This window comes from Cobetia sp. MMG027 (genome assembly GCF_027947415.1).
GTDB classification, from domain to species: domain Bacteria; phylum Pseudomonadota; class Gammaproteobacteria; order Pseudomonadales; family Halomonadaceae; genus Cobetia; species Cobetia marina.
Genome location: NZ_JAQJIO010000001.1, coordinates 137,796 through 162,744, shown reverse-complemented (window position 1 = coordinate 162,744; position 24,949 = coordinate 137,796). Strand labels below are relative to the sequence as shown.

Sequence of the window (24,949 nt, the reverse complement as noted above, 5' to 3'; positions counted from 1 at the left end):
CCCTCAAGAATGGGGATGAATGCGAAACAGGCTGTGGCGTTAGCCGACGGCGCCTTCGAGGGTGACGTTGAGCAGCGCCTCGGCCTCGACGGCGAACTCCATCGGCAGCTCCTGGAAGACGTCCTTGCAGAAACCGTTGACGATCATGTTGACCGCATCTTCCTCGCTGATGCCGCGCTGACGGCAGTAGAACAGCTGATCCTCGCCGATCTTGGACGTCGTCGCCTCGTGCTCGACGGTAGCGGTGGCGTTGCCGATCTCCTGATACGGGAAGGTGTGCGCACCACAGCGATCGCCGATCAACAGCGAGTCACACTGGGTGAAATTGCGCGCGCCCTTGGCCCGTGGACCGATCTTGACCAGGCCACGATAGGACTGCTCGGAGTTGCCGGCCGAGATGCCCTTGGAGACGATGGTGGACTTGGTGCCCTCACCGATGTGGATCATCTTGGTACCGGTGTCCGCCTGCTGGCGACCATTGGTGACGGCGACGGAGTAGAACTCCCCGACACTGTCCTTGCCACGCAGGATGCATGACGGGTACTTCCAGGTGATCGCGGAGCCGGTCTCGACCTGGGTCCAGGACACCTTGGAACGATCACCGCGGCAATCGGCGCGCTTGGTGACGAAGTTGTAGATGCCACCCTTGCCGTCTTCATCACCCGGATACCAGTTCTGGACGGTGGAGTACTTGATGTAGGCATCTTCCAGCGCGACCAGCTCGACCACGGCGGCGTGCAGCTGGTTCTCATCACGCTGCGGTGCGGTGCAGCCTTCCAGATACGAGACCTGAGCCTGCTTCTCGCAGATGATCAGGGTGCGCTCGAACTGGCCGGTGTTGGCGGCGTTGATGCGGAAGTAGGTGGAAAGCTCCATCGGGCAGGTCACGCCTTCCGGCACGAACACGAAGGAGCCATCGGTGAAGACGGCCGCGTTCAGCGCGGTGAAGTAGTTGTCTGCCTTGGGCACGACGGTCCCCAGATACTGCTTGATCAGCTCCGGGTAGTCCTGGATGGCTTCCGAGATGGAGCAGAAGATCACGCCCGCCTCGGACAGTTCCTTCTTGAAGGTGGTGGTCACCGATACGGAGTCGAATACCGCATCCACCGCCACGCCAGCCAGCGCGGCACGCTCGTGCAGCGGGATACCCAGCTTCTCGTAGGTCTCCAGCAGCTTGGGGTCCACCTCATCCAGACTCTGCGGACGATCTTCCGGCTTCTTCGGGGCGCTGAAATAGGAAATCGCCTGGTAGTCGATCTCGGGGTAATCCAGGTGTGCCCAGGACGGCGCCTTCATCTTCAGCCACTGATGATAGGCATCCAGACGCCACTCCAGCATCCACTCCGGCTCACCCTTCTTGGCCGAGATGAAGCGAATCACGCTCTCATCCAGTCCCGGCGGAATGGTGTCGCTCTCGATGTCGGTCACGAAGCCCTGCTTGTACTCTCGCTGTACAAGCTGCTCCATCTCCTGGCTCGCCATGCTGGTCTCCTCTCCCGGAGAAGCTCCGGGTCTGTTCAGATTCCTGATCACCCCGCCTCAACTGCGGCGAAGCTCGAATATTCGAATATTTCTGAAGCCTGGCCCGCAACCGTGGGGCTGAGCATTCAGCGCCCGGACATGCCGTTGACGGCGCTTCCTGCACTGCTGTCCTTGTCGGGGGCTCCCCCGGCAGCCTCTTCATCGCTGTAGAGACTGACGGCCTGAATGGGCAACTGGATCGGCATCCGCAGCGGTGTGGTGGATGCCAGATGTGCCAGCGTCACGCTGCCCAGCAGTTCACCGATGGCGCGCGAGACTCTCTGCCAGTTGTCGGCCACGCCACAGGTGTTGACCAGCTCGCAATCGCCATCGGCGTGGCTGCATTCCGTGACGGCCACCGGACCTTCGATGGCGCTGATGATGTCACTGGCCGTGATGTCACTGGCGGGTCGCGCCAGACGGTAGCCCCCCTGCGCCCCACGACGTGACTCCAGCAATCCGGCGCGTACCAGCGCCTTCAAGGTCTTGCTGACGGTGGGATGCGGCAACTGAACGCTTTCCGCGAGATCGATCGCTGCATGGGCCGACTCCGGCTCGCGAGCGATGCGCGCCATCACCACGGCGGCATAATCGGTCATTCTGGAAAGCTTCAGCATCTTGCCTCCACTGCGGGGTTATCAATTGGGGACCATTTTAGTCCTGTATCAGAACGATGTGAAGCCAAGCACTCAGCGAAAACGCCAAATTGCGGCCTGGGCAACCAGTTTGCCGACAAGATAGCCGCCGATCACAACAAAAATAACAATCATTCCCATTTAAAATTCCTACTGACCACCCCACCCTGCCACTCTCAAGACTGTACAAGCCCTTCTGCTGCCAGCCTTGGAACGCAAGACACCCCGCCGGGAAATCCCGACGGGGTGTCTTGGTCTTGAATCATCTCGACATCACGCGCCGCTCAGGAGAGCGACGTGGTCATGATCAGTCGTGGAACGGATTGCGCAGCACGATGGTCTCGTTGCGATCCGGGCCGGTGGAGATGATGTCGATCGGCACGCCGACCTGCTCTTCCAGGAAGCTGATGTAGGCACGGGCATTGGCCGGCAGCTTCTCGACTTCACGCACGCCGATGGTGGAGTCGCTCCAGCCCGGCAGGTCCTGGTAGAGCGGCTCGATGGCTTCATAGCCTTCGGAATCCACCGGGTTGTCCAGCACGTCGCCATCCTTGCTGCGATAGCCGATGCAGACCCGGATGTTCTCGAGACCATCCAGCACGTCCAGCTTGGTCAGGCAGATGCCGCTGACCGAGTTGATCTGCACGGCGTGACGCAGGGCGACGGCATCGAACCAGCCACAACGACGCGCACGACCGGTGGTAGCACCGAATTCGTGGCCACGCTCGGCCAGGTGACGGCCGAACTCATCGAACAGCTCGGTCGGGAACGGGCCGGAACCGACACGGGTGGTGTAGGCCTTGGTGATGCCCAGCACGTAGTCGAGATACAGCGGGCCGACACCGGAACCGGTGGCGGTGCCGCCGGCAGTGGTGTTGGAGCTGGTGACGTACGGGTAGGTACCGTGGTCGATGTCGAGCAGTGAGCCCTGAGCACCCTCGAAGAGGATGTTCTCGTTGGCCTTGCGCACGGAGTGGACCAGGTCCACGGTGTCGCAGACCATCGGACGCAGCTCTTCGGCCATTTCCATGGCTTCGTCCAGCACCTGCTGGAAGTCGACCGGCGCTTCACCGTGATAGTGCTGCAGCACGAAGTTGTGGTAGTCCAGCACTTCGCCCAGCTTGGAGGCGAAACGCTCACGGTGGAGCATGTCACCCAGACGCAGACCACGACGCGCGACCTTGTCTTCGTAGGCCGGCCCGATGCCACGACCCGTGGTGCCGATCTTGGCGACACCACGCGCCTTCTCGCGCGCCTGATCCAGGCGCACGTGATAGGACAGGATCAGCGGGCAAGCCGGCGACAGACGCAGACGGTCACGTACCGGCACGTCATTGGCTTCCAGCTCACGGATCTCCTTGATCAGCGCTTCCGGAGACAGCACGACGCCATTGCCGATGACGCAGGTCTTGCCCGGGTGCAGGATACCGGACGGGATCAGGTGAAGAACGGTCTTCTTGCCATCCAGCACCAGTGTATGGCCGGCGTTGTGGCCACCCTGGAAGCGCACGACGGCGCTGGCGGATTCGGTCAGCAGGTCAACGACCTTGCCCTTGCCTTCATCACCCCATTGGGTGCCGAGCACGACTACATTCTTGCCCATGATTCCTAGTCTCTTTCGGTGAATAACCGTCGGTGAAAACCCACTCACAAGTGCAGCCACCTCAAGGGCAGCTGCACCTCGGGACCTGTTGGCCCCTGCTGTTCTGCTGGCTGGCACGCATGGCCGTCAGCGGATCACGACTGCAGCGTCACGACCTGCCAGGCGCCATCGACCTGGACAAGCTCGCGGTTGCAACGGTGCGCATCGGCACCGGTGGTCTGGCCCGGCAGCGCGGCGATGACACGCTCGCCGTCGGCGCGCAGCTGATCGACACACTCTCGCAGCGCGCTGTCATTGAGCGCCGGTGCCCAGATGCCATCGCAGGCCGGAGGCTGCACGGCGAGCGACGCCAGCTGCTTCAGGTCCATCGAGAAGCCGGTGGCCGGACGCGCACGTCCGAAGGCACGCCCAGTATCGTCGTAGCGCCCGCCCTTGGCCAGCGCCTGACCGTAGCCCGGCACATAGGCCGCGAACACCATGCCGGTGTGATATTCATAACCGCGCAGTTCGGCGAGATCGAAGTACAACGTGACCTGCGGGTGACGCTCACGCACGACCTGACTGAGGGCGGCAAGCTGATCCAGTGCGCCGGCGACGGCAGCGGGCGCGCCGGCAAAGGCGGTCCGGGCCTGGGCAAGAATCTCTTCATCCCCGTGCAGGTGCGGCAGGGTCTTGAGCATGCCCGCCACCACCTTGTCACCCACCACGCGATCGATCAATGCATCGAGAGCGGAATACTGCTTGCGTTCGATGGCGGCGAACAGCTCGCGCTCGTGCTCGTCGCTCATGCCGGCTTCGGCGATCAAGGCACGATAGATGCCGATGTGCCCCAGCGCCAGGTGCAGCTCGCCAGCACCGGCCTGCTCGAGGCTGGTCAGTGCCAGGTGCAGGATCTCGTGGTCGGCCTCAAGGCCAGCATGACCGAACAGCTCGGCACCGACCTGCACCGGGCTGCGTCCGCCCTGATGCTTGTCCGCCTTGGTACGCAGCACGTTGGCGCAGTAGCACAGACGCACCGGCCCTTCACGATGCAGGGAGTGGGCATCCATGCGTGCCACCTGCGGGGTGACATCGGCACTGGCTCCCATCATGCGCCCGGTCATCTGATCTGTCAGCTTGAAGGTCTGAAGGTCAAGCTCGGTACCGGTACCGGTCAGCAGGGAATCAAGAAATTCGACGGGAGGCGGCAGCACCAGGTCATAGCCGAAGCGATGATAGAGGTCGAGCAGCGCGCGGCGCAGCGCCTCCATACGGGTTGCCTGAGGCGGCAGTACCTCATCCATGCCATCCGGGAGGAGCCAGCGATCTGCGATGGTCATTGCGCTATCCTGCGAGAAATTTTTGACAAGGAGTGGCGCGTATCGCGCGTGCCGTCAGTGCAGGGACATGCCGCTGCAACTCAGTGACGAAACACCCGCGCAACACGCTGGACACTCGACGGCAACGCCCTTGAAACACGGCGTGAGACAGGCTCGAACCGCGCCTTGAGGCGGCTTCGCGAGCAAGGACTGCCACGCTGACAGCGCCTGTCCGGGGCCCATCGGGACTTCGTGGGAACGTCGTCGATAGAGGAAAAACGGCCACAAAAAAACCGGGCGGTGCCCGGTTGCAGGAGTCTAGCATGAATCCTTTCGGGATGAACCCCACACGAGACTTCGTGCGGGGTTCATCCGCGGCATCGTCATCTATTCGCCTGATGACGATGCGGACGGTCAGCCGTTACTGAGAGCCGCCCTGCGAATCCTTGAAGAAGCGGAAGAATTCGCTATCCGGCTGGATGACCATCATGTTGCCATCACCCTTGAAGCTGTCGCGATAGGCCTGCAGCGAGCGATAGAAGCGGAAGAACTCCAGATCCGCCCCGTAGGCCGCAGCGTAGATGGCGGCCGCTGATGCGTCCCCCTCACCACGCAGGGTCTGCGCCTGCTCTTCAGCCTGTGCAAGCAGTACCGAACGACGGCGGTCCGCATTGGCCTGGATCTTCTCGGCCTGCTCCTGACCCTGGGCACGATATTCACGTGCCTCACGCTGACGCTCGGTCTTCATGCGCTCATAGACCGCCTGAGAGACTTCGTCCGGCAGGTCGATGCGCTTGACGCGGATATCGAGAATCGACACCCCCAGCTCCTTGCGCATCACCGCGTCGAGCTCTTCGGTGGGCTTCTTCATCAGCGCATCACGCTGTTCGGAGATGATCTGCACCAGCTCGAGCTTGCCGAACTCGTTACGCAGACTCTCGTCGACACGCGGCGCGATCAGACGCTCTGCCATCTGCTCATCACCGGACGTCGCCTCGTAGTAGCGCTTGGGGTCGATGATCTTCCACTTGACGAAGGAGTCGACGATGACCGCCTTCTTCTCGCGGGTCAGATAACGGCTCGCCTGGGCATCCAGTGTCAACACGCGCGTATCGAAGGTACGAATCGTGTTGTAGACCGGCAACTTGAAATGCAGGCCCGGCTGGATGTTGTCTTCCACCACCTCACCAAACTTGAGCTTGATGGCGCGCTGGGTCTCATCGATCGTGTAGAGGCTGTTGCTGGCGAACCAGGCAACGACGGCCAGACCCGCCACGGCCATCAGTGAGCGATTGTTGATCATTGACGACCCTCCCGACGAATGCTGTTGCTGCTGTCATTGCTGCTCTGGCTGCTGCGGCCGAGAGCGTCGCTCGCCTGTCGGGACACGCGATCCAACTCACTGCGACTCATGCCACTGGCATCCTCGGACGTGGCATTGGACTTGCCAGCCAGCTTGTCCAACGGCAGGTACATGAGGGAGTTGCCGTTCTCGACATCCACCAGCACCTTGTTGGTCTTGCCGAGCACTTCCCCCATGGTCTCTAGGTACATGCGCTCGCGGATGATCTCCGGTGCCTTCTGGTACTCGGTCAGCAGGGAAGTGAAGCGATTGGCCTCACCCTGGGACTTGGCCACCACCGACTCCTTGTACCCTTCGGCTTCCTCGATGATGCGCTGCGCCTGACCTTGAGCCGCCGGGAGAATCGAGTTCTCGTAGGCCAATGCCTGGTTGATCGTGCGCTGACGATCCTCACGAGCCTTGATGACGTCATCGAAGGAATCCTGGACCGCTGCCGGCGCCGACGTGGACTCGACGTTGATGGTCTGCAATGTCAGACCCACGCCATAGTTGTCCAGGTAGGACTGCAGACGCGACTTGACGTTGCTGGCCAGCAGCTCACGCCCGGAGGTCAGGATGTCGTTCATGTCGGCGCTGCCGACTTCATGACGCAATGCAGAGTCCATGGCGTTCTCGAGGCTGACCTCGGGAGCACGCACGTTGAGCAGGAAGTCACGCGGGTTGGATACCTGATACTGGACGGACATCTGCACTTCGACGATGTTCTCGTCCTGCGTCAGCATCGACTTGGTCTGGGAGAGCGAGCGCACCTTGGTGACGTTGATCTCGCGCACGTCATCGATGATCGGCGGATTCCAGTGCAGACCCGGGCCGACGATGTCGTTGTACTTGCCGAAGCGAAGCACCACGCCACGTTCGGACTGATCGACCAGATAGAAACCGGAAGCCGCCCAGATGGCGACCAGCACCACCCCGATGATGCCCGGCAGGGCAAAGGCATTGGTGCTGCCACCACTGCCGCCGTTGCCGCCCCCGCTGCCGCCACGACGCTTGCGGCCGTTGCCCAGCATGCCGTTGAGCTTGTCCTGGAACTTCTTCAGCGCTTCGTCGAGGTCGGGCGGTCCACCGTTGCCACCGCCGTTGCCTCCACCCCCTTTCTTGTCCCCGTTGCGGCCACCGCCACTCCAGGGGTCATGCTGGTTGCCGCCACCCGGCTCATTCCAAGCCATACGTCGTCTCCACTCAGTCGATGTTCCGCTCGTCATTATGATGACGCCGCCCATGCCGGCTTTCGTTGCCGGGAATCGTCCCCGGCAATTGATGACCGGTTCTTTGCTATGACACGGCGGCGCGCCCCTTGCGGGAGAAGGCCATGGCCCTGCCTGACAACCATCCTCTGCCAGGCGGCATCCGACAATCCCTTCACGTCGAATGCCTGTTGCTCGCTGCACGTCACTATCCGTGCAAGGGCATCTGCATCAGGTACCTGCAGATGCCAGATGACGCAATCACTGCGTCAGGACTTGTGCGTCACCGAGAGGCGATGCTTCTCGGCGCGCTCGGCAGACAGCTCACGCTGCCAGGCCTCACGATCGTCATGCTCGCCCCCGAGGTAGGCCTCGGGAGATTCCCCAAGATGCGACAACAGCTGGAGAAAGTCGCGCTTCTCGAGACGAATGTCCATCAACGCATTGCCCTGCTCGTCATACGCTTCACTCTTGACGGCATCCAGCTCATGCAGACCGGCACGCAGGCGTGACTTCTCCGGCCCCAGCGTCAGACGGGTCGAGATGACATTGTCTGACAGCAGCTCGGAGAAGGCCTGCATCAGCAGATCCAGCCCCTTGCCGTCACGCGCCGACAACCATACGACCAGCGGACGCCCGAAGCCGTCGCGCTCTATGCGCGGCGCCATGTCGAGGCGATCGACCTTGTTCATGACCAGCAGGCGTGGCACGTCACCGGCCTCAATCTCGTTGAGCACCTCGTTGACCTGCTCGGTATTGCGATCATTTTCCGGGTCAGCCGCATCGATGACGTGCACCAGCAGGTCCGCCTCGGCGGCTTCCTGCAGGGTGGCCTGGAACGCTTCCACCAGCTTGTGCGGCAGGTGCCGAATGAAGCCGACGGTATCCGCAAGCACCGCAGGGCCCACGTCTTCCAGCTCCAGACGGCGCAGCGTCGGGTCGAGCGTGGCGAACAGCTGATCCGCCGCATAGACCTCAGAGGTGGTCAGCGCATTGAACAGCGTCGACTTGCCGGCGTTGGTATAGCCGACCAGTGACAGGCTGGGGATCTCGGCACGTGCCCGAGCACGGCGGTTCTGATCGCGCTGCTTGTGCACCTTCTCGAGCCGCTTGTGGATCGACTTGATCCGGGCACGCAGCAGACGACGGTCAGTCTCGAGCTGGGTTTCCCCCGGGCCACGCAGACCGATACCGCCCTTCTGACGCTCAAGGTGGGTCCAGCCACGCACCAGGCGGGTGGACATGTACTCGAGCTGAGCGAGCTCCACCTGCAGCTTGCCCTCGTGGGTACGCGCGCGCTGGGCAAAGATGTCGAGGATCAGACCGGTGCGGTCGATCACGCGACACTGGAGCGAACCTTCAAGGTTGCGCTGCTGGGAAGGGCTCAATGAATGGTTGAAGATCACAAGCTCGGCTTGGTGCTCGGCCAGGGCCTCACGCACTTCCTCAAGCTTGCCTTCTCCGATGAACGTACGGGAGTCAGGGCGGGGCCGGCTACCCTCGATGAGGGTGGCCGGCACGGCGCCTGCCGAACGTACGAGTTCGAGGAGCTCACCGGCATCCTCGCGTTCTTTTTCGTCCCGGAAATTGACATGGACCAGGACGGCCGTTTCACCGGCTTCGGGTCGTTCGAAGAACAATCAGCGCCTCGGATTTCAGCTTTCTGTGGAGGGCACGGTCGCATCCTGGGCCGGCAGGCGCACATTGCGCGAGGGCACCACGGTTGAGATAGCGTGCTTGTAAACCATCTGGGAGACGGTATTGCGCAGCAGGATGACGAATTGATCGAAGGATTCGATCTGGCCCTGCAGCTTGATGCCGTTGACCAGGAAGATCGAGACCGGAATACGTTCCTTGCGCAGGATGTTCAGGTACGGGTCCTGGAGTGATTGACCTTTGGACATGTGACTCTCCGTAAAAAATGTCTCGTTCGAGGCAAGTATGGTTATGTTCGCCAGCGCTCCGGGTTGCCCTCTTTGGGGGGCTTCACGGGCGCGGGTCGTGACAGCTCATGTTACGCTAAGTGCTGGTCTGGCGCACGATTTTCAAGGTTTCACTGTAAGGATTTACACCCATGGAATCCACGTGGTGAATCCCCTTCCAGCTACGCAGCCAGGTCAATTGACGCTTGGCGAGCTGGCGGGTGGCAATGATGCCACGCTCACGCATCTCGTCACGCGTCAGATGCCCCTCCAGATAATCCCACACCTGACGATAGCCGACACAGCGTATCGAGGGCAGCCCGGGGTGCAGCTCCGGGCGAGCCTTCAGCGCTTCGACCTCGCCAATCAGGCCCTGTTCCAGCATCTGCTCAAAACGCGTCTTGATACGTTCATGTAACACGGCTCTGTCATGGGGCGCCAGTGCGATCGGGATCGGCCGGAACGGAAGCTCGGCTTCCGGCTGCTCCGCGAGCAGCTCCGTCATCGAGCGCCCGCTCAACAGACAGACTTCCAGCGCACGTGTCAGACGCTGCGGGTCCGAGGGCCGGATCCTCTCGGCGCTCGCCGGATCCAGCCTGGCAAGCTGCGCATGCAGCGCCGGCAGCCCTTCGTCTCGGGCGCGTGCCTCCAGCTGTTCACGCAGCGCGGGATCCGCCGCCGGCAGCTCCGCCACACCTTCCAGCAGCCGCTTGAAGTACATCATGGTGCCACCGACCAGCAGCGGCATCTTGCCGCGGGACTGGATCTCGGCGATATGCGCCAGTGCATCGCGACGAAACTCCGCTGCCGAATAGCTCTCCAGCGGGTCCAGGAAGTCAATCAACCGGTGCGGCGCCCGCGCCAGCTCTTCGGCGCTGGGCTTGGCGGTCCCGATGTCCATGCCACGATAGATCAGCGCGGAATCGACGCTCACCAGCTCCGCCCCCTGCTCCTCGTGCCAGCGGATGGCCAGGTCCGTCTTGCCGGAGGCTGTCGGCCCCATCAACAGCATGACGGGCGGTTTGTCAGCCATCTCATGCGCGGCACGGGGGGAAATGTCGGGGGATTGCGTCTGGGTCATGACCTATTGTCTGGGCTAGGAGGTGAATCAAGGGTGAACCACTGTCGATACCGGGCAGGCTTACTGCCCACGCAGGAACAGCTTGTCGAGTTCATTCATGGAAAGTTCGGTCCAGGTAGGACGGCCATGATTGCACTGACCGGAGCGCTCGGTGCGCTCCATGTCTCGCAGCAGGGCATTCATCTCGGGAACCGTCAGGCGACGATTGGCCCGCACGCTGCCCCGGCAGGCCATGTCCGCGAGCAGCTCATTCATGTGAGCTTCCATGCGATCGCTGCGGCCGTAACGCTCGAGATCCTCCAGCATGCCGCGCACCAGTGGCTCGACATCGGCATTGCCGAGCACCACCGGCACCTGCCGCACCAGCAGGGTTTCCGGTCCGGCGGCGTCCAGCTCGACACCAAGACGCGTGAATGCCTCGGATTCGCGCTCGAAGGTCCCCATCTCGCGCGAACTGACGGCAAGTGACACCGGCACCAGCAACGGCTGGGCCTCCAGATGACCGCCGCCATGCACATGGCGCTTCATGCGCTCGTAGGTTATGCGCTCATGGGCGGCGTGCATGTCGACCATCACCAGTCCACGCGAGGTCTGCGACAGGATGTAGACCCCGTGCAGCTGCGCGATGGCGTAGCCCAGCGGTGGCGTATCATCCTCGGCGCTCTGGGCTGGCAGGCCACGCATCACGATGTCAGAGGCGACAGGCGTGGGTCCGTCAGCGGACACATTCTCTGCCGGGACTCCCGACGATGGCTCCGCTGACGGTGCCGAGACCTGCCAACCGGCGGCAGATTCGCTGATACCGGCCGGCGCACCATCCTCACCATGGCGCATCCCTTCGCCCAGGGTGACACGCGGGGCGCGCCGCGCCTCGCGCTCGGCACTGGCGATGGCGGCAGGGTCGCGAGCAGCGCCATGCTCAGGCGTCGTGCCCGCAGGCCCGCCACCCGGCGTCAGCAGATGGTCTTCGCTGGGATGCAACGCACGATAGCCGGCCATGAACTGACGCACCCGCTCAGCACTCAGGCGCTCGCTGGAGCGGCCATCTCCGGCCGGCGGCAGCTGTGACGATGGCTTCCAGGGCGCGGCAGCGCCTGACGGCTCACCTGCAGCGGCTGACTGATCCTTCCCGGCCGACGCACCACCACCAGGGGATGACTGCGCTGACGCACCATGCTCCTGCGCATCCTGCTCCTGACGCCCGAGACGCATGCCCTGCTGCTGCCAGCCGGGATCCTCCTCTTTCTCCTGGCCCTCGATACCGGTGGGCGCGGCGCTGTTGTCACCGGGGCGCACCTCGGCCAGTGCCTTGTGCAGGCTGGAGAACAGGAAGTCGTGCACCAGGCGTCCGTCGCGGAAGCGCACTTCGTGCTTGGTGGGGTGAACGTTGACATCCACCACCGTGGGGTCCAGCTCCAGATAGAGCACGAACACCGGATGCCGGCCGTGGAACAGCACGTCGCGATAGGCCTGACGCACGGCATGCGCGACCAGACGGTCACGCACCACGCGGCCATTGACGAAGAAATATTGCTGGTCCGCCTGGGCACGCGAATGTGTCGGCAAGCCGACCCAGCCGGAGAGACGCAAGCCGGAGGCCTCGATATCCAGGTGCAGCGCATGCTCGAGGAAGTTGCGGCCCAGCAGTGCGCCGATCCGGCGCTCCACCGTCAGCGTGTCCTCGCCGGCACGCAGCTGATGTACCACCTTCTGGTTGTGGCGCAACGTCCAGCCGATGTCGTGACGCGACAGCGCGAGACGCCGGAAGCTTTCCTCGACATGGCCGAATTCGGTCTTCTCGGTACGCATGAACTTGCGACGCGCCGGCGTATTGAAGAACAGGTCACGCACGGCCACGCTGGTGCCACGCGGATGGGGCGCCGGCGAGACGCGCGGCGACATCTCACGGCCTTCCGCCACCACCCGCCAGCCATTGGCGGGCTCATCCGAGACGTTCGAGAACAGCTCCAGGCGCGAGACCGAGCTGATCGAGGCCAATGCCTCCCCCCGAAAGCCGAGACTCGCCACACCTTCCAGGTCATCAAGGCTCTCGATCTTGCTGGTCGCGTGACGTGACAGGGCCAGCGGCAGATCCTCCTCGGTGATGCCGCAGCCGTTGTCACGCACGCGAATCAGCCGCGCACCGCCGCCTTCCAGTTCCAGCTCGATGCGCGTACTGCCGGCATCGATGGCGTTCTCGACCAGCTCCTTGACCACGGAGGCCGGTCGCTCCACCACCTCGCCCGCCGCGATCTGGTTGGCAAGACGCGGATTGAGGATGCGGATACGCCGCTCACGTGTTTCAGCGACATCCGTATCAGATGGCTCGACGGACATGGAAGAACTCCTGATTATGCATGCGTAGAGGGCGTCTCTCTGAAAACGACACTGCCCGCCGACCCGGCCTCTCCGTGCGGCGAGCACGCAAGAGCCGAGTCAGCGGACAGTCGACGGGCTTCATGCCCGATGGATAGCGTGCTCGGGCTGCCACGCCCGCCTGCCGCCACGTCGAAGGAGCAGGCGGCCTGACACTCAGCCGCGCGGAATCTTGAGCACCTGACCGACGCGGACCGTGTCCCCGCTCATGCCATTGGCCTGCTTCAGCGCGGCCATGCTCACGTTGTGACGCTGTGCGACTTCTGACAGCGTATCGCCACTCTTGACGCGATACTCGCCACCGTTGCCGCCTCGTGCCTGGCTGCGTCGCCATGCCAGCAGACTGGCAGGCGGCGGATTGCGCTCGAAGTGACTCTGGATACCCGAGAAGATCGAGCGCGCCAGCTTTTCCTGATAGGCGCCACTATTGAGGTTGCGCTCTTCCTGGGGATTGGAGATGAAGCCCGTTTCCACCAGCAGAGACGGGATGTCCGGCGACTTGAGCACCACGAACCCGGCCTGCTCCACCTGACGCTTGTGCAGCGAGTTGATGCGGCCCAGATTGGCCAGCACGCCGCTGCCTGCCGCCAATGAATCATTGAGCGTGGCGGTCATGGTCAGATCCAGCAGCACGCCGCGCAGCATCTCATCCTTGTCATTCAGGCTGAGGTTGCCATCCACGCCGCCGATCAGGTCAGCACGGTTCTCGGTGGCCGCCAGCCAGCGGGCGGTCTCTGAGGTGGCGCCACGGCTGGACAGCGCAAAGACCGAGCTGCCATGCGGCCGCGGACTGTTGAAGGCGTCGGCGTGCACCGAGACGAAGAAGTCTGCCTTCTGCTCACGCGCGATCTCGGTACGCTTGCGCAGCGGGATGTAGTAATCGCTGTTGCGGGTCAGGATGGCCTTGAAGCCGGGCTGCTCGTCGAACATGCGCTTGAGGCGCTTGCCGATCTTGAGCACCACATCCTTCTCCTTGGTACCGCTCGGGCCGCTGGCCCCCGGGTCCTCACCGCCATGACCGGGGTCAATGGCGATGATGATATCGCGCTTGGGATGCGTCGCCGCCTTGCTGCTCGGCAGCGGCGCGGCAGGCTCGCCCTTCAGCTTGCGCTTGGCTGCCGCCTGCTCCTGCTCGCGGATACGGGCTTCGATCGGGTCAATGGGATTCTCGACCGCGGACTCGCCCGGGAACTCGAGATCCACCACCAGACGGTTGCCGTACTTGTCGTTCGGCGCCAGCGTGAAGTCCTTGGGATTGACCTGGCGCGTCAGATCCAGCACGACCCGCAGGGCATCGTCCTGTCGTCCGGTACGGATCGCCTTGATGGCACTGCCTTCCAGATCCAGCGCATCGAGCTTGCGCTTCACCGCGTTGCTGGCCACCTCGCTTGCCGCGAGGTCGATCACCAGACGCCGAGGATTGTCGAGGCTGAAGATGTTGGCACTGGCTGCGCTATCGAGATCGAACACCAGCCGCGTGTGGTCCGGCGCGGTCCACAACCGCAGATTCTCGACCTTGGCGGCCAGCGCCTGGGGAGCGAGCGCGAGACTTGCCAGCGAGCACATCACCCCCCCCGCCAGGCAGCGACGTAGACCGCGCATCATGCGCAGGCGAGAGGATTGGGGCGCAGTTTCAGGCATCGGAAAGGGTGACTCGAACAGAAGGAACATGGATGAATATAGCGAAGGATGACCAGACGCAGCCACGAAGATGATACGGCACGTCAGGCGCCATCATGCCTGAGAGGCGCGTCGCTCGGCCAGTGCCTCAAGCCAACCCTCTCCTCGCGGTGTGAGGGCATGCAACTCGGCCTCGCGGCCCTGCTCGGCGACGGACAACGTCACGCGCAGGTCCGGCACCGGCAGGAAGCCCTGACCACAGCTTGGCCACTCGATCAGCGCCAGGCTGTCATCGGCAAGCAGGTCTCGCCCGCCGATGAACTCAAGCTCCTCCGGGTCAGCCAGCCGGTAGAGATCAAAATGATTGATGTGCCATTCGCCGCCCTCGGGACGTGGCAGCACATAGGGCTCCACCAGGGTATAGGTCGGACTCTTCACCGCCCCCTCATGCCCGTAGGCACGCAGCACGCCACGCGTGAGAGTCGTCTTGCCGGCCCCCAGCTCACCTTCCAGGAACACCAGCCCGCGGCCGGCAAGGACGTCGCCCAGCTGGCTGCCAAAGGCAACCTGGGCATTTTCATCAGACAGGAGTATGCGCATTTCGGGCCCGTGGATTGAGCAATAAATGCATATAGGATGCCAGATCACCCGCGAGCAGGCCACGCTCGCCGCGCTCCTGCACCGCACGGTCGGCGGCCAGGGCGTGCACCAGCACGCCGACCCGTGCCGCCTGTGCCATGCAACGCGTGACATGCGCCGCCTGTGCCGTGCCCTGCTCATGGGTGCGTGACTGGCGTGCATCGAAGCCACCATTGAGCGCCTGGGCCGCCAGCCCCGCGATGATGCCGCCCAGCACGTCCCCCATGCCGCCACTGGCCATGCCGGGATTGCCATAGGGACACAGCGCCACGTCTGGCCCTTCCAGTACGCCGGCGGGACAGGCAATCAGACTGCCGGCCCCCTTGAGCACTACACTGCCGCCATATCTTTGCTGCAGGGCGCGCACGGCGCCGGGCCGGTCCTGCTCGACCTGTGCCACCGAGCAGCCCAGCAGGCGCGCCGCCTCTCCAGGATGCGGCGTCAACACCCAATCGTCACGTCGGATCACCTCACCTTCACCGGCTCGCCAGGCCAGCAGGCTCAGGGCGTCGGCATCCACCACCAGCGGCTGGTCGGCCGCGAGCACGCGAGACAGTCCTCCCCAGCCCCACAACAGGCTCTCCAGCGGCTCCGTCCCCATGCCGGGGCCGACCAGTGTCACGCTGGCCTGTGCCATCTGGGCTTCCAGTACGGCAAACCCGTCATGACTGCTGCCCTCCGGCCCGCTCTTGAGACCACGCACCATGACTTCCGGGCAGCGTGTCAGGCTGGCGCTGACATGCGCTGGCGCGGTAAGCAGCGCCACCTTGCCGGCACCGGCACGCGCGGCGGCTTCACTGGCCAGCAGAACGGAGCCGCCAAGCCCCGGCCCGCCGCCAAAGACCAGCACGCTGCCGGCATCCCCCTTGTGCGCCAGCGGAGAGCGCGGCACCAGCTCGGTCTCCAGCCAGCGCGGCGTGAGGCGCTGCACGGACTCGCACGCCAGCAACGCTGCCGTTCGGGTCTGCTTGACCACCTCCGGCAGCACCCGAGCCGCACCAAGCCGCGCCAGACTGACGTGTCCGGCATGCAGCTCGGCGCGCCCGGTGTGCAGACCCGGCTTGTCGACCAGAAATGTCAGCGTGACATCCGCCTCCACGGCGACACCGGCCACCGCCCCCGTGGCGGCATCAAGCCCCGAGGGCACATCCAGCGCCATGACATGCGCGCCCTCCCGGTGACGTTGGTTGATCAGCTCGATGGCGTGGGCGACCGCGCCGCGGGGCGCCTCGCGCAGACCGATACCGGTCAGGGCGTCCAGCAGCAATGGCCAGCCCTTCACCAATGATTCTGCCGTGGCGGTATCTTGTGGCCAGGGGTGACGCTCGACCCCGGCTTCCCGCGCGGCAATCGCGGCCAGCTGGGCATCGCCCGTCAATTGCGCCTCATCCTTCAAAGCGATGATGCGCACCTCGAACCCCGCCAGCTGGGCAAGACGCGCCACCAGATAGCCGTCGCCCGCATTGTTGCCGCCACCACACAGGACACACAATCTGCGCGTCTCGGGCCATCGCTGCCGCAGCAGGTCGAAGGCTGACTGCGCCGCCCGCCCCATCAGACGCTTGTCCACCGACGCTTCAGGCAAGCCGTTGGTCATCGAGACGGTCTCTTCCGCCAGCAGCCAATGCTCGAGGTCACGCAGCGCCGCGATGGGCCACAGGCAATTGACCGAACGCCACAAGGCTTGAGTGGCGGATGAGACCGGCGTCACATCGCAGGGGTTAGAGGAATCGCTCACGGCCATGCCCACACTCCATGTCTGATAAACTGAGTCGTGCCCGCGCCCTGGAAAAGCGGCGCCGCACGCCCTGAAATACTGGGTAGCGCACACCTCACATGCCGCTTGGGCTGATCGGCAAGTTACGCTAAGGTGGCGCCCTTTCGCACGCACCGCCGACTCCTCGCCGTGAGACGCCAGCGTGCACCATGCTCCTGAACATCCTGTCCAGCTGGAATGCCCATGCCTGCTTCATCCGCCACCATGCCCCTGCCCGCCGACGCAGCCGGAAGCTCTCCCGACGAGACATCCGGTGATGACTCGCGCGTCGCCGACCCTCAGGCCATGGCGGAACTGGCAGCCCGCATCAAGATATGGGGGCGCGAACTGGGGTTTCAGCAGGTCGGGATCACCGATGTCGACCTCTCGGAACACGAGGCCTACCTGGAACGTTGGCTGGCCAATGGTCATCACGGCGAGATGAACTTCATGGCCAAGCACGGCACCAGGCGCACGCGCCCGGAGGAGCTGGTGCCCGGCACGCTGCGCGTCATCAGCGTGCGCCTCGACTACCTGCCGCCCGAGGTCGAGACCACCCAGGTACTCAGCCAGCCCGAGCGCGCCTACGTCTCACGCTACGCGCTGGGACGCGATTACCACAAGCTGATGCGCAAGCGGCTGGCCAACCTGGCCAAGCAGATCGAGAAGGAAGTCGGCACGTTCGGCTACCGCGCCTTCGTCGACTCCGCCCCGGTCATGGAGCGCGCGCTGGCCCAGAAGGCCGGTATCGGCTGGTTCGGCAAGAACGCCATGCTGATGAACCAGCAGGCTGGCTGCCTGTTCTTCCTGGGCGAACTCTACACCGACCTGCCTCTGCCGGTGGATGCCCCCTTCGAGAAGGAGCACTGTGGCAGCTGCAACGCCTGCAAGGTCGCCTGCCCGACGGATGCCATCGTCGAGGACAAGGTCGTCGATGCACGCCGCTGCATCTCCTACCTGACCATCGAGCTGGATGGCGCCATCCCCGAAGAATTCCGCCGTGCCATGGGCAACCGCATCTATGGCTGCGACGACTGCCAGCTGTTCTGTCCCTTCACGCGCTTTGCCAAGGCGACCCAGGAGGCGGATTTCTCGCCACGCCATGATCTGGATCGCATCGAGTTGATCCGGCTGTTCTGCTGGGGGGAGCAGGAGTTCCTCGACAAGACGCAAGGCAGCCCCATCCGGCGTATCGGCTATGAGAAGTGGCTCTCCAACATCGCCATCGGGCTGGGCAATGCGCCCTGGTCGGAGCAGGTCGAGCATGTCCTGCGTGCCCGCCTGCCCTATCCCAGCGAGCCACTGCGCGAGCACGTGCGCTGGGCACTGAAGGAGCAAGCCATCAAGCGCGGCGCCCGTCTGGCCACCGCGCTCTGAGACTCTCACGCTGCGTCGTTCAGACGATGCCCTGCTGGGTCAGCTTGAGGAAGGTCTTGCGGTAATGCGCAAGCTCCGCCAGTGACTCGCGGATATCATCCATCGCCTGGTGAGTCGCCCGCTTCTTGAAACCGTCCAGCGCGGCCGGATTCCAGCGCTTGGCGAGTTCCTTGAGGGTCGAGACATCGATGTTGCGGTAATGGAAGAACGCTTCCAGCAACGGCATCTCATGCTGCAGGAAACGGCGGTCCTGATGCACGCTGTTGCCGCACATCGGCGAGGCGCCTGCCGCCACGTGGCGGGCCAGGAACTCGAGAGTCTGACGTTCGGCTTCGGCGGTATCGATCTGACTTTCCTTGACGCGCGTCACCAGTCCGGATTCGCCGTGGGTGCGCGTGTTCCATTCATCCATCGCCTCCAGCAGGCTGTCCGGCTGATGCACGGCCAGCACCGGCCCTTCGGCAATCAGGTTGAGATCTCCGTCGGTGACCAGCGTGGCCACCTCGATGATGCGCTCACGCGCGGGGTCCAGCCCGGTCATTTCCAGGTCGATCCAGATGAGTCGATCGGCCTGCGCGGTGGGATTTGCCATGGGTCACTCCTTGCTGAACGGGGTATGGGAAGACGCTGAGGATCCGCCTGTGACGGCAGTATCACACGCCATCCCGGGGTGTCGCACGACACCCGAGGGCGCAAAGGGTACAATCGCGCCGCAGAGGGGGGAAGACGCTCCCATCCCTGGCGAACGAACGGCGACCGGAGTCACCAGCCAAGCATGAGCAAACGCAAGCTAAGCCGCCAGCAACAATGGCGCATCGAGAAGGTCCAGGCCGAGCGTACCAAGCGCGCAGAAAAGCGCGAGACGCAGGACCGCGACAAGCTCGACGCCGGCGAATACGGCCCGGAACAGCACGGCCGTGTCATTGCCCACTACGGGCGCAGCCTGGAAGTCGAAAGTGAATCCGGCAGCCTGCATCGCTGCCACCTGCGCGCCAACCTGGAAACGCTGGTCACCGGTGACCGCGTGATCTGGCGTGAAGCCAGCGACGCCACGGGTGTGGTGGTGGCACGCGGTGCCCGCACTACCGAGCTTGAACGCCCGGACATGCGGGGGGTGCTCAAGCCGGTGGCCGCCAACATCGACCAGATCATGATCGTGTTCGCCGCCGAACCCGCGCCACAACCCAATCTGATCGACCGCTACCTGATCGCTGCGGAAGCCACCGGCATCACGCCGGTGCTGGTGCTCAACAAGGTTGACCTCCTGCCCGAAAGCGGTGGTGTGCTGCGTGACCTGCTGGCACGCTACGAGGCACTCGGCTACGACGTCGTCGCCTGTACCACGCGCGGCGAGGCAGGCCTGGACGCCCTGAAGGCACAGCTGAGCGATCGCACCTCGGTGTTCGTCGGTCAGAGTGGCGTCGGCAAGTCGTCACTGGTCGGCATGCTGCTGCCCCGAGAAGAGATACGTGTCGGCCCGCTCTCCACCGAATCACGCCAGGGCATGCACACCACCACCACGGCCTGGCTCTATCACATGCCGGACGGCGGTGATCTGATCGACTCACCCGGTATCCGTGAATTCGGCCTGGTGCACCTGACGCCGGAGCAGGTCACCGATGGCTTCCGTGAATTCCACGACTACCTGGGGCTATGCCGCTTCCGTGACTGCAAGCACGAGAAGGAGCCGGGCTGCGCCCTGCTCCAGGCAGTCGACAGCGGCGAGATAGGCCGCGTGCGCTTTGACAGCTACAAGAAGATCCTGCTGTCACTGACCGAGAGCTGAACGTGCGCGACTGACGCCTCTCTTCAAGGTCTGGTTCGCAAGCACCACGAACCCCCCCCACCCGTCTGTGACGGGTGGGGGGTTTTCATGTCAGTCGAACTGACGGGGCGAGGACGTGATCCGGCGGATCAGGCCAGCGCCTTTTCCACGACCTCGTAGAGATTGCGCGACAGCTTCTCGGCCCGGATACGCTCGAGCTCAGCCTTCATCAGCGCCTGACGCTTGGCATCGAAACGCTTGTAGCGCGTCAGCGGCGTGATGATGCGCGCGGCGATTTCCGGATTCAGGCGATTGAGTTCGATGACCACATCCGCCAGCAGGCGATAGCCTTCGCCATCGAGGCGATGGAAGTTGACGCGGTTCTGGCCGGCGAAGGCACCGATCAAGGCGCGCACCTTGTTGGGGTTGGTCAGCGAGAACGCCGGGTGCTCCATCAAGAAACGCACGCGATCCAGCACGTCGGCCTGCGGGCGCGTGACCTGGATCGAGAACCACTGATCCATCACCAGCGGATCATGTGACCAGCGCTCGGCGAAGGCCTTGAGGGCCGGATCGCCCAACTCGGTGCGCGAGGAGTGCACCAGCAACGTCAATGCCGCGCGTACGTCGGTCATGTTGTGCGCCGCGGCCAGCTGAGCCTGGGCCAGACGCACGCCCTCCTCGTCCTCGATGCTCATCAGATAGCTGAGCGCGGCATTCTTGAGGCTGCGGCGCGCCATCTGCTCGAAGGTCGGCGCGTAGTCGCCCTGCTGCTCATTGGCGTGATAGAGCGCGACGAAATCATCGCGCAGTGCCGTGGCCAGTTGCGCCTTGGCGGTCTTGCGCGCCCAGTGGATGGCATCGACATCGACGACAGTCTGCTGCTCGGCGATATAGGCCTCCGACGGCAGAGTCAGCATCTCGGCCAGCACGGCACGATCGGACGGCTCACTCTGGAGCAGGAAGCGATAGGCGGCCAGCAGACGCGCATCGAGTGATGCCTGGGTGTCGCCCTGCTGCCAGGCAGCCATCAGATCCTCGAGCGCTGCCAGCGCCAGACGCTGACCGGCATCCCAGCGGTTGAAGCCATCGCTGTCATGCTGCATCAGGAAGGCCAGCTGCACACGGCTGTAGGCGAAGGACAGCTTGACCGGCGCCGAGAAGCCGCGCAGCAGCGACGGCACGGGGTCGGCACCGGCCTCGAGGCCAGTGAAGACGAAGGTCTGCTCGGCCTCGGTCAGCTCCAGCACCGTTTCCGTGCCCAGCGCCTCGCCGTCGAGCGTGAGCGCCAGATCACTGCCATCCGCACCCACCAGGCCCATGCGTACCGGGATCACCAGCGGCAGCTTCTCAGCCTGCCCCGGTGTCGCCGGCGTGGACTGATGCAGCGTCAGGAAATAGCGGCCCGTCTCGGCATCGAAGTTGCCACGGGCACTGATTTCCGGCGTCCCCGCCTGAGAGTACCAGCGCATGAACTGGGTGAAGTCACGCCCGGAGGCTTCGCTCATCGCACTGATGAAGTCCTCGATGGTGGCGGCGCTGCCATCGTTGCGCGCGAAGTAGAGGTCACTGCCGCGGCGGAAGGCCTCTTCGCCCAGCAGGTTGGCGACCATGCGCACCACTTCGGACCCCTTCTCGTAGATGGTCAGGGTGTAGAAGTTGGAAATCTCGATATAGGACGCCGGGCGCACCGGATGCGCGGTGGGACCGGCATCTTCCGCGAACTGCGCGGTGCGCAGCATGGCGACGTCTTCGATGCGCTTGACCGGCGCCGAATTCATGTCGGCGGAGAAGGTCTGGTCACGATAGACGGTGAAGCCTTCCTTCAAGGACAGCTGGAACCAGTCACGGCAGGTGACGCGATTGCCGGACCAGTTGTGGAAGTACTCGTGTGCCACCACCCCTTCGACGCGCTGGAAGGCAGCGTCGGTGGTGGTGTCGGGATTGGCCAGCACACAGGCGCTGTTGAAGATGTTGAGACCCTTGTTCTCCATCGCGCCCATGTTGAAGTCATTGACCGCGACGATCATGAAGATATCGAGGTCATACTCGCGCCCATAGACCTCCTCATCCCACTTCATGGAGGCCTTGAGAGAGTTCATGGCGTGCTGGGTCTTGTCGAGATTCTCCGGCTCGACCCAGATCTCCAGGGCGACATCACGCCCGCTCATGGTGGTGAAGCTGTCGGCATGCTTGACCAGATCCCCCGCCACCAGCGCAAACAGGTAGCACGGCTTGAGGTGCGGGTCCTGCCAGGTGACGAAGTGACGGCCGCCTTCCAGCTCGCCACGCTCGACGGGATTGCCGTTGGAGAGCAGGATCGGGTAGTTCGCCTTGTCCGCGATGACGGTCGTCGTGAATACCGACATCACGTCCGGACGATCCGGGTAATAGGTGATACGGCGGAAGCCCTCGGCCTCGCACTGGGTGCAGAACATGCCGGAGGACACATAGAGCCCTTCCAGTGCCGTGTTGGCCGCCGGGTCGATCAGCACGACCGTCTCGAGCTCACAGCTGGCCGGCAGCGCCGCGAGGGTGAGATGCGTCTCGTCGACCTTGTATTCATCACTGGCGAGCGCTCGCCCATCGACACGCACGGATTCCAGCGTCAGGTGCTCGCCATTGAGCACCAGCGGCGGCGTCGCGTCACTGCCCACGGCGGCATCGGGATTGGCCTCGAGGGTCAGCACGGCCGTCACGCGGGTCGCGGACGGCGCCAGGTCGAACGTCAACCGAGTGCTGAGGATGCGCCAGGCCGGCGCTTGATAATCATCAAGATGAATGGCGGCAGGTTGTGACATGAAGGACTCCACGATCAACGCCGCGCGGACGATGCCACACGGCAGGAAAACATCGGGCAGCGATGGCAGCCTGCCACCGCGCCCGCGATGAATGGCCCCTCACGGGAGGGGCGGGACACGCGAATGACTAGTCGTTCTGCAGGCGTTCGCCGTTGACGGGTCGGGAGGGCTCATCGAAGGGCTCGGCCGGGGAAGGCGCAGGCGCGAGTTCCTCGTATCCCCCGCGCGGCTCGGGGCGCGTGCCCAGCCAGATGGCCAACAGGGAAAGGAAGATCAGCAACGAGACCTTGACCGCCATCACGGAAACGGTGAAGAGAATGATCAGCATCGAGACCACCAGCATGCCGACCGCCAGGATGCGTGCACGCAGCGGGATGGCACGCTCGCGCTCCCAGGAGATCAGGGGAGGCCCGATCTGGGGGTGTTCGCGAATGTAGCGCGCGAAGCGAGGGGAGCCGCGACTGGCGCAGGCCAGCGCTAGCAGCATGAAGACGGTCGTCGGCAACAGGGGCAGGAACATGCCGGCAAACCCGATCGCGAAGAACAGCCAGGCCAGCCCCAGCCAGCAGATCCGCTTCATGCGCCGAAAAATCATCATCTCAAGGTCCCCTCAACCATCGGGCGCACACCGCGTGCCACCTGCTACCAGTCAAGCGCCAGATGTCTCCCGAGGGAAGTGCATTCTGGCTATCTTTCCCATAGCTGCTGCGTGCATGGTAACGGGCTTGCCCGTGACACGAAAGGCGAACGGGGTTGCGGTGCAGGCGACATTCAGTCGCTGTGCGCCACCTGCCAGAGGCGCATGATGGCTTCACAGCGGTCCGCCAGCAGTTCAGCGGTGCGTGTCAGGGCCTGCTCCAGCGGCATGGCAGCGTCACACAGGGTGAAGACGGCGCTGACGCCTTCGTCATGCGCAGCCTGCCAGCCATCCGCGAGACGCCCTGCCAGCACGATGGCCGGCACTCCGGCCGCTCGGGCGGCACGCGCCGCGCCGATGGGCGTCTTGCCTCCCAGACTCTGCCCATCCAGCCCGCCCTCGCCGGTGATCAGCAGGTCACACCCTTCTAGGCGCTGGGCCACGTTCAGTCGTTCCATCACAAGCTCGATGCCCGGGCGCAGCTCCCCCGTGAGCCAGGCCGCCACTGCGTAGCCCATGCCACCTGCGGCACCAGTGCCCGGCAGCTGCTGGTGGTCCTCCCCCAGCACCTCGGCACTCATCCGCGCGAAACGCCCCAGCGCGACGTCCAGTTCCTCGACCACCGCCTCATCCGCGCCCTTCTGGGGCCCGAACACGGCCGTCGCGCCACGCGGACCACACAGCGGGTTGTCGACGTCCACCGCCGCGGACACCTTGAGAGTCGCCAGCCGCGGGTCCAGGCCACTGGCATCCAGCCGCGCCAGTCGTGCCAGCGCCGCCCCTCCGTCCGGCAGTTCGTCACCCGCCTCATCCAGCAGACGCAGACCGAGTGCACGCAACATGCCGCTGCCGCCATCGTTGGTCGCGCTGCCGCCCAGCGTGACGATCAGGCGCTCGGCACCGGCCTCCAGCGCAGCAAGCACCAGCTGTCCGACGCCGAAGGTACTGGCGATGCGCGCATCACGCTCATCGGGGCTGAGCAGGTGCAGACCACTGGCCTCGGCGAGCTCGACGATGGCCGTGCGGCTACCCGCTTGCCAGCCCCATTGCGCAGTGACCTCACGCCCCAGCGGATCACGTACCTGAGCGCTGCGCGCCTCGATGGGATCTGCCTCGCTTGCAGCGGCCAACAGTGCCGCCAGGGTGCCCTCTCCGCCATCTCCCAACGGGCACAGGTCGAGCTCGGCCTCGGGCATTACGCGCCGGATGCCGCTCGCCATTGCCTCGGCAGCCTCCAGCGCAGGCAGCGCTTCCTTGTAGCTGTCAGGGGCCAGCAGGATACGCAACGCCGAACGAGAGGAGGAAGTGGTAACGGGAGACATGGGCTGACGATCCTTGTTGTCAATGGTGGGGATGATCTCAGGTGCT

At 64.1% G+C, this 24,949-nt stretch carries 19 protein-coding genes; 2 read left to right on the top strand and 17 right to left on the bottom strand.

Annotated elements, in window-relative coordinates; translation table 11 throughout:
- Positions 1–39: 39 nt before the first annotated feature.
- The 13 genes from sufB to PJK54_RS00615 form a co-directional block, all read right to left on the bottom strand.
- Complete coding sequence (sufB, locus tag PJK54_RS00675) at positions 40–1,482, bottom strand: Fe-S cluster assembly protein SufB (RefSeq protein WP_077372510.1); 1,443 nt, start codon at positions 1,480–1,482, stop codon at positions 40–42.
- A 125-nt stretch (positions 1,483–1,607) separates the two neighbouring features.
- Positions 1,608–2,138: an SUF system Fe-S cluster assembly regulator gene (locus PJK54_RS00670; protein WP_191236738.1), complete on the bottom strand. Its 531-nt coding sequence runs from the start codon at positions 2,136–2,138 to the stop codon at positions 1,608–1,610.
- A gap of 325 nt (positions 2,139–2,463) precedes the next feature.
- The gene (locus PJK54_RS00665) at positions 2,464–3,759 is read right to left on the bottom strand and encodes an adenylosuccinate synthase (RefSeq protein WP_077372504.1); all 1,296 of its coding nucleotides are present in this window, start codon (positions 3,757–3,759) and stop codon (positions 2,464–2,466) included.
- Between the two features lie 134 nt (positions 3,760–3,893).
- Positions 3,894–5,078, bottom strand: coding sequence for an ATP phosphoribosyltransferase regulatory subunit (locus PJK54_RS00660; RefSeq protein ID WP_077372501.1), 1,185 nt, complete (start codon positions 5,076–5,078; stop codon positions 3,894–3,896).
- A gap of 400 nt (positions 5,079–5,478) precedes the next feature.
- Complete coding sequence (gene hflC / locus PJK54_RS00655; RefSeq protein WP_077372498.1) at positions 5,479–6,360, bottom strand: protease modulator HflC; 882 nt, start codon at positions 6,358–6,360, stop codon at positions 5,479–5,481.
- Positions 6,357–7,589, bottom strand: a complete 1,233-nt coding sequence (hflK, locus tag PJK54_RS00650) for an FtsH protease activity modulator HflK (RefSeq protein WP_077372495.1) — start codon at positions 7,587–7,589, stop codon at positions 6,357–6,359. Before hflK ends, hflC begins: the two co-directional genes overlap by 4 nt.
- A gap of 287 nt (positions 7,590–7,876) precedes the next feature.
- On the bottom strand, positions 7,877–9,247 hold the full coding sequence (gene hflX / locus PJK54_RS00645) for a ribosome rescue GTPase HflX (protein WP_065392482.1): 1,371 nt from the start codon (positions 9,245–9,247) through the stop codon (positions 7,877–7,879).
- A 15-nt stretch (positions 9,248–9,262) separates the two neighbouring features.
- Positions 9,263–9,511 (bottom strand): RNA chaperone Hfq, encoded by a 249-nt coding sequence (gene hfq / locus PJK54_RS00640; protein ID WP_065392483.1) that lies wholly within the window; start codon positions 9,509–9,511, stop codon positions 9,263–9,265.
- A 115-nt stretch (positions 9,512–9,626) separates the two neighbouring features.
- The gene (gene miaA / locus PJK54_RS00635; RefSeq protein ID WP_442870661.1) at positions 9,627–10,610 is read right to left on the bottom strand and encodes a tRNA (adenosine(37)-N6)-dimethylallyltransferase MiaA; all 984 of its coding nucleotides are present in this window, start codon (positions 10,608–10,610) and stop codon (positions 9,627–9,629) included.
- A 60-nt stretch (positions 10,611–10,670) separates the two neighbouring features.
- Positions 10,671–12,947, bottom strand: a complete 2,277-nt coding sequence (gene mutL / locus PJK54_RS00630; RefSeq protein ID WP_271301967.1) for a DNA mismatch repair endonuclease MutL — start codon at positions 12,945–12,947, stop codon at positions 10,671–10,673.
- A 195-nt stretch (positions 12,948–13,142) separates the two neighbouring features.
- Positions 13,143–14,627, bottom strand: a complete 1,485-nt coding sequence (locus tag PJK54_RS00625; RefSeq protein WP_371861104.1) for an N-acetylmuramoyl-L-alanine amidase — start codon at positions 14,625–14,627, stop codon at positions 13,143–13,145.
- Between the two features lie 93 nt (positions 14,628–14,720).
- Positions 14,721–15,206 carry a tRNA (adenosine(37)-N6)-threonylcarbamoyltransferase complex ATPase subunit type 1 TsaE gene (gene tsaE / locus PJK54_RS00620; protein ID WP_136938177.1) on the bottom strand — a complete coding sequence of 162 codons (486 nt, stop codon included), beginning with the start codon at positions 15,204–15,206 and terminating at the stop codon, positions 14,721–14,723.
- Entirely contained in the window at positions 15,187–16,983 is a 1,797-nt protein-coding gene (locus PJK54_RS00615; protein ID WP_271301966.1) for an NAD(P)H-hydrate dehydratase, read from the bottom strand. Before PJK54_RS00615 ends, tsaE begins: the two co-directional genes overlap by 20 nt.
- Positions 16,984–17,307: 324 nt before the next feature.
- On the opposite strand from PJK54_RS00615, the gene queG reads away from it, so the two are divergent.
- Complete coding sequence (gene queG / locus PJK54_RS00610) at positions 17,308–18,378, top strand: tRNA epoxyqueuosine(34) reductase QueG (RefSeq protein WP_271302125.1); 1,071 nt, start codon at positions 17,308–17,310, stop codon at positions 18,376–18,378.
- Between the two features lie 19 nt (positions 18,379–18,397).
- On the opposite strand, the gene orn is transcribed toward queG, so the two are convergent.
- A complete protein-coding gene (gene orn / locus PJK54_RS00605; protein ID WP_084209058.1) occupies positions 18,398–18,970 on the bottom strand; it encodes an oligoribonuclease in 573 nt (190 codons plus the stop codon).
- A 183-nt stretch (positions 18,971–19,153) separates the two neighbouring features.
- Here orn and rsgA point away from each other — a divergent pair, with 183 nt between their 5' ends.
- On the top strand, positions 19,154–20,164 hold the full coding sequence (gene rsgA, locus PJK54_RS00600) for a small ribosomal subunit biogenesis GTPase RsgA (protein WP_077372474.1): 1,011 nt from the start codon (positions 19,154–19,156) through the stop codon (positions 20,162–20,164).
- Between the two features lie 128 nt (positions 20,165–20,292).
- On the opposite strand, the gene pepN is transcribed toward rsgA, so the two are convergent.
- The 3 genes from pepN to PJK54_RS00585 form a co-directional block, all read right to left on the bottom strand.
- Positions 20,293–22,944, bottom strand: coding sequence for an aminopeptidase N (gene pepN / locus PJK54_RS00595; RefSeq protein ID WP_271301965.1), 2,652 nt, complete (start codon positions 22,942–22,944; stop codon positions 20,293–20,295).
- 127 nt (positions 22,945–23,071) lie between these two features.
- Entirely contained in the window at positions 23,072–23,542 is a 471-nt protein-coding gene (locus PJK54_RS00590; RefSeq protein WP_271301964.1) for a YbaN family protein, read from the bottom strand.
- A 173-nt stretch (positions 23,543–23,715) separates the two neighbouring features.
- Complete coding sequence (locus PJK54_RS00585; protein ID WP_271302124.1) at positions 23,716–24,867, bottom strand: glycerate kinase; 1,152 nt, start codon at positions 24,865–24,867, stop codon at positions 23,716–23,718.
- Positions 24,868–24,949 lie beyond the last annotated feature (82 nt).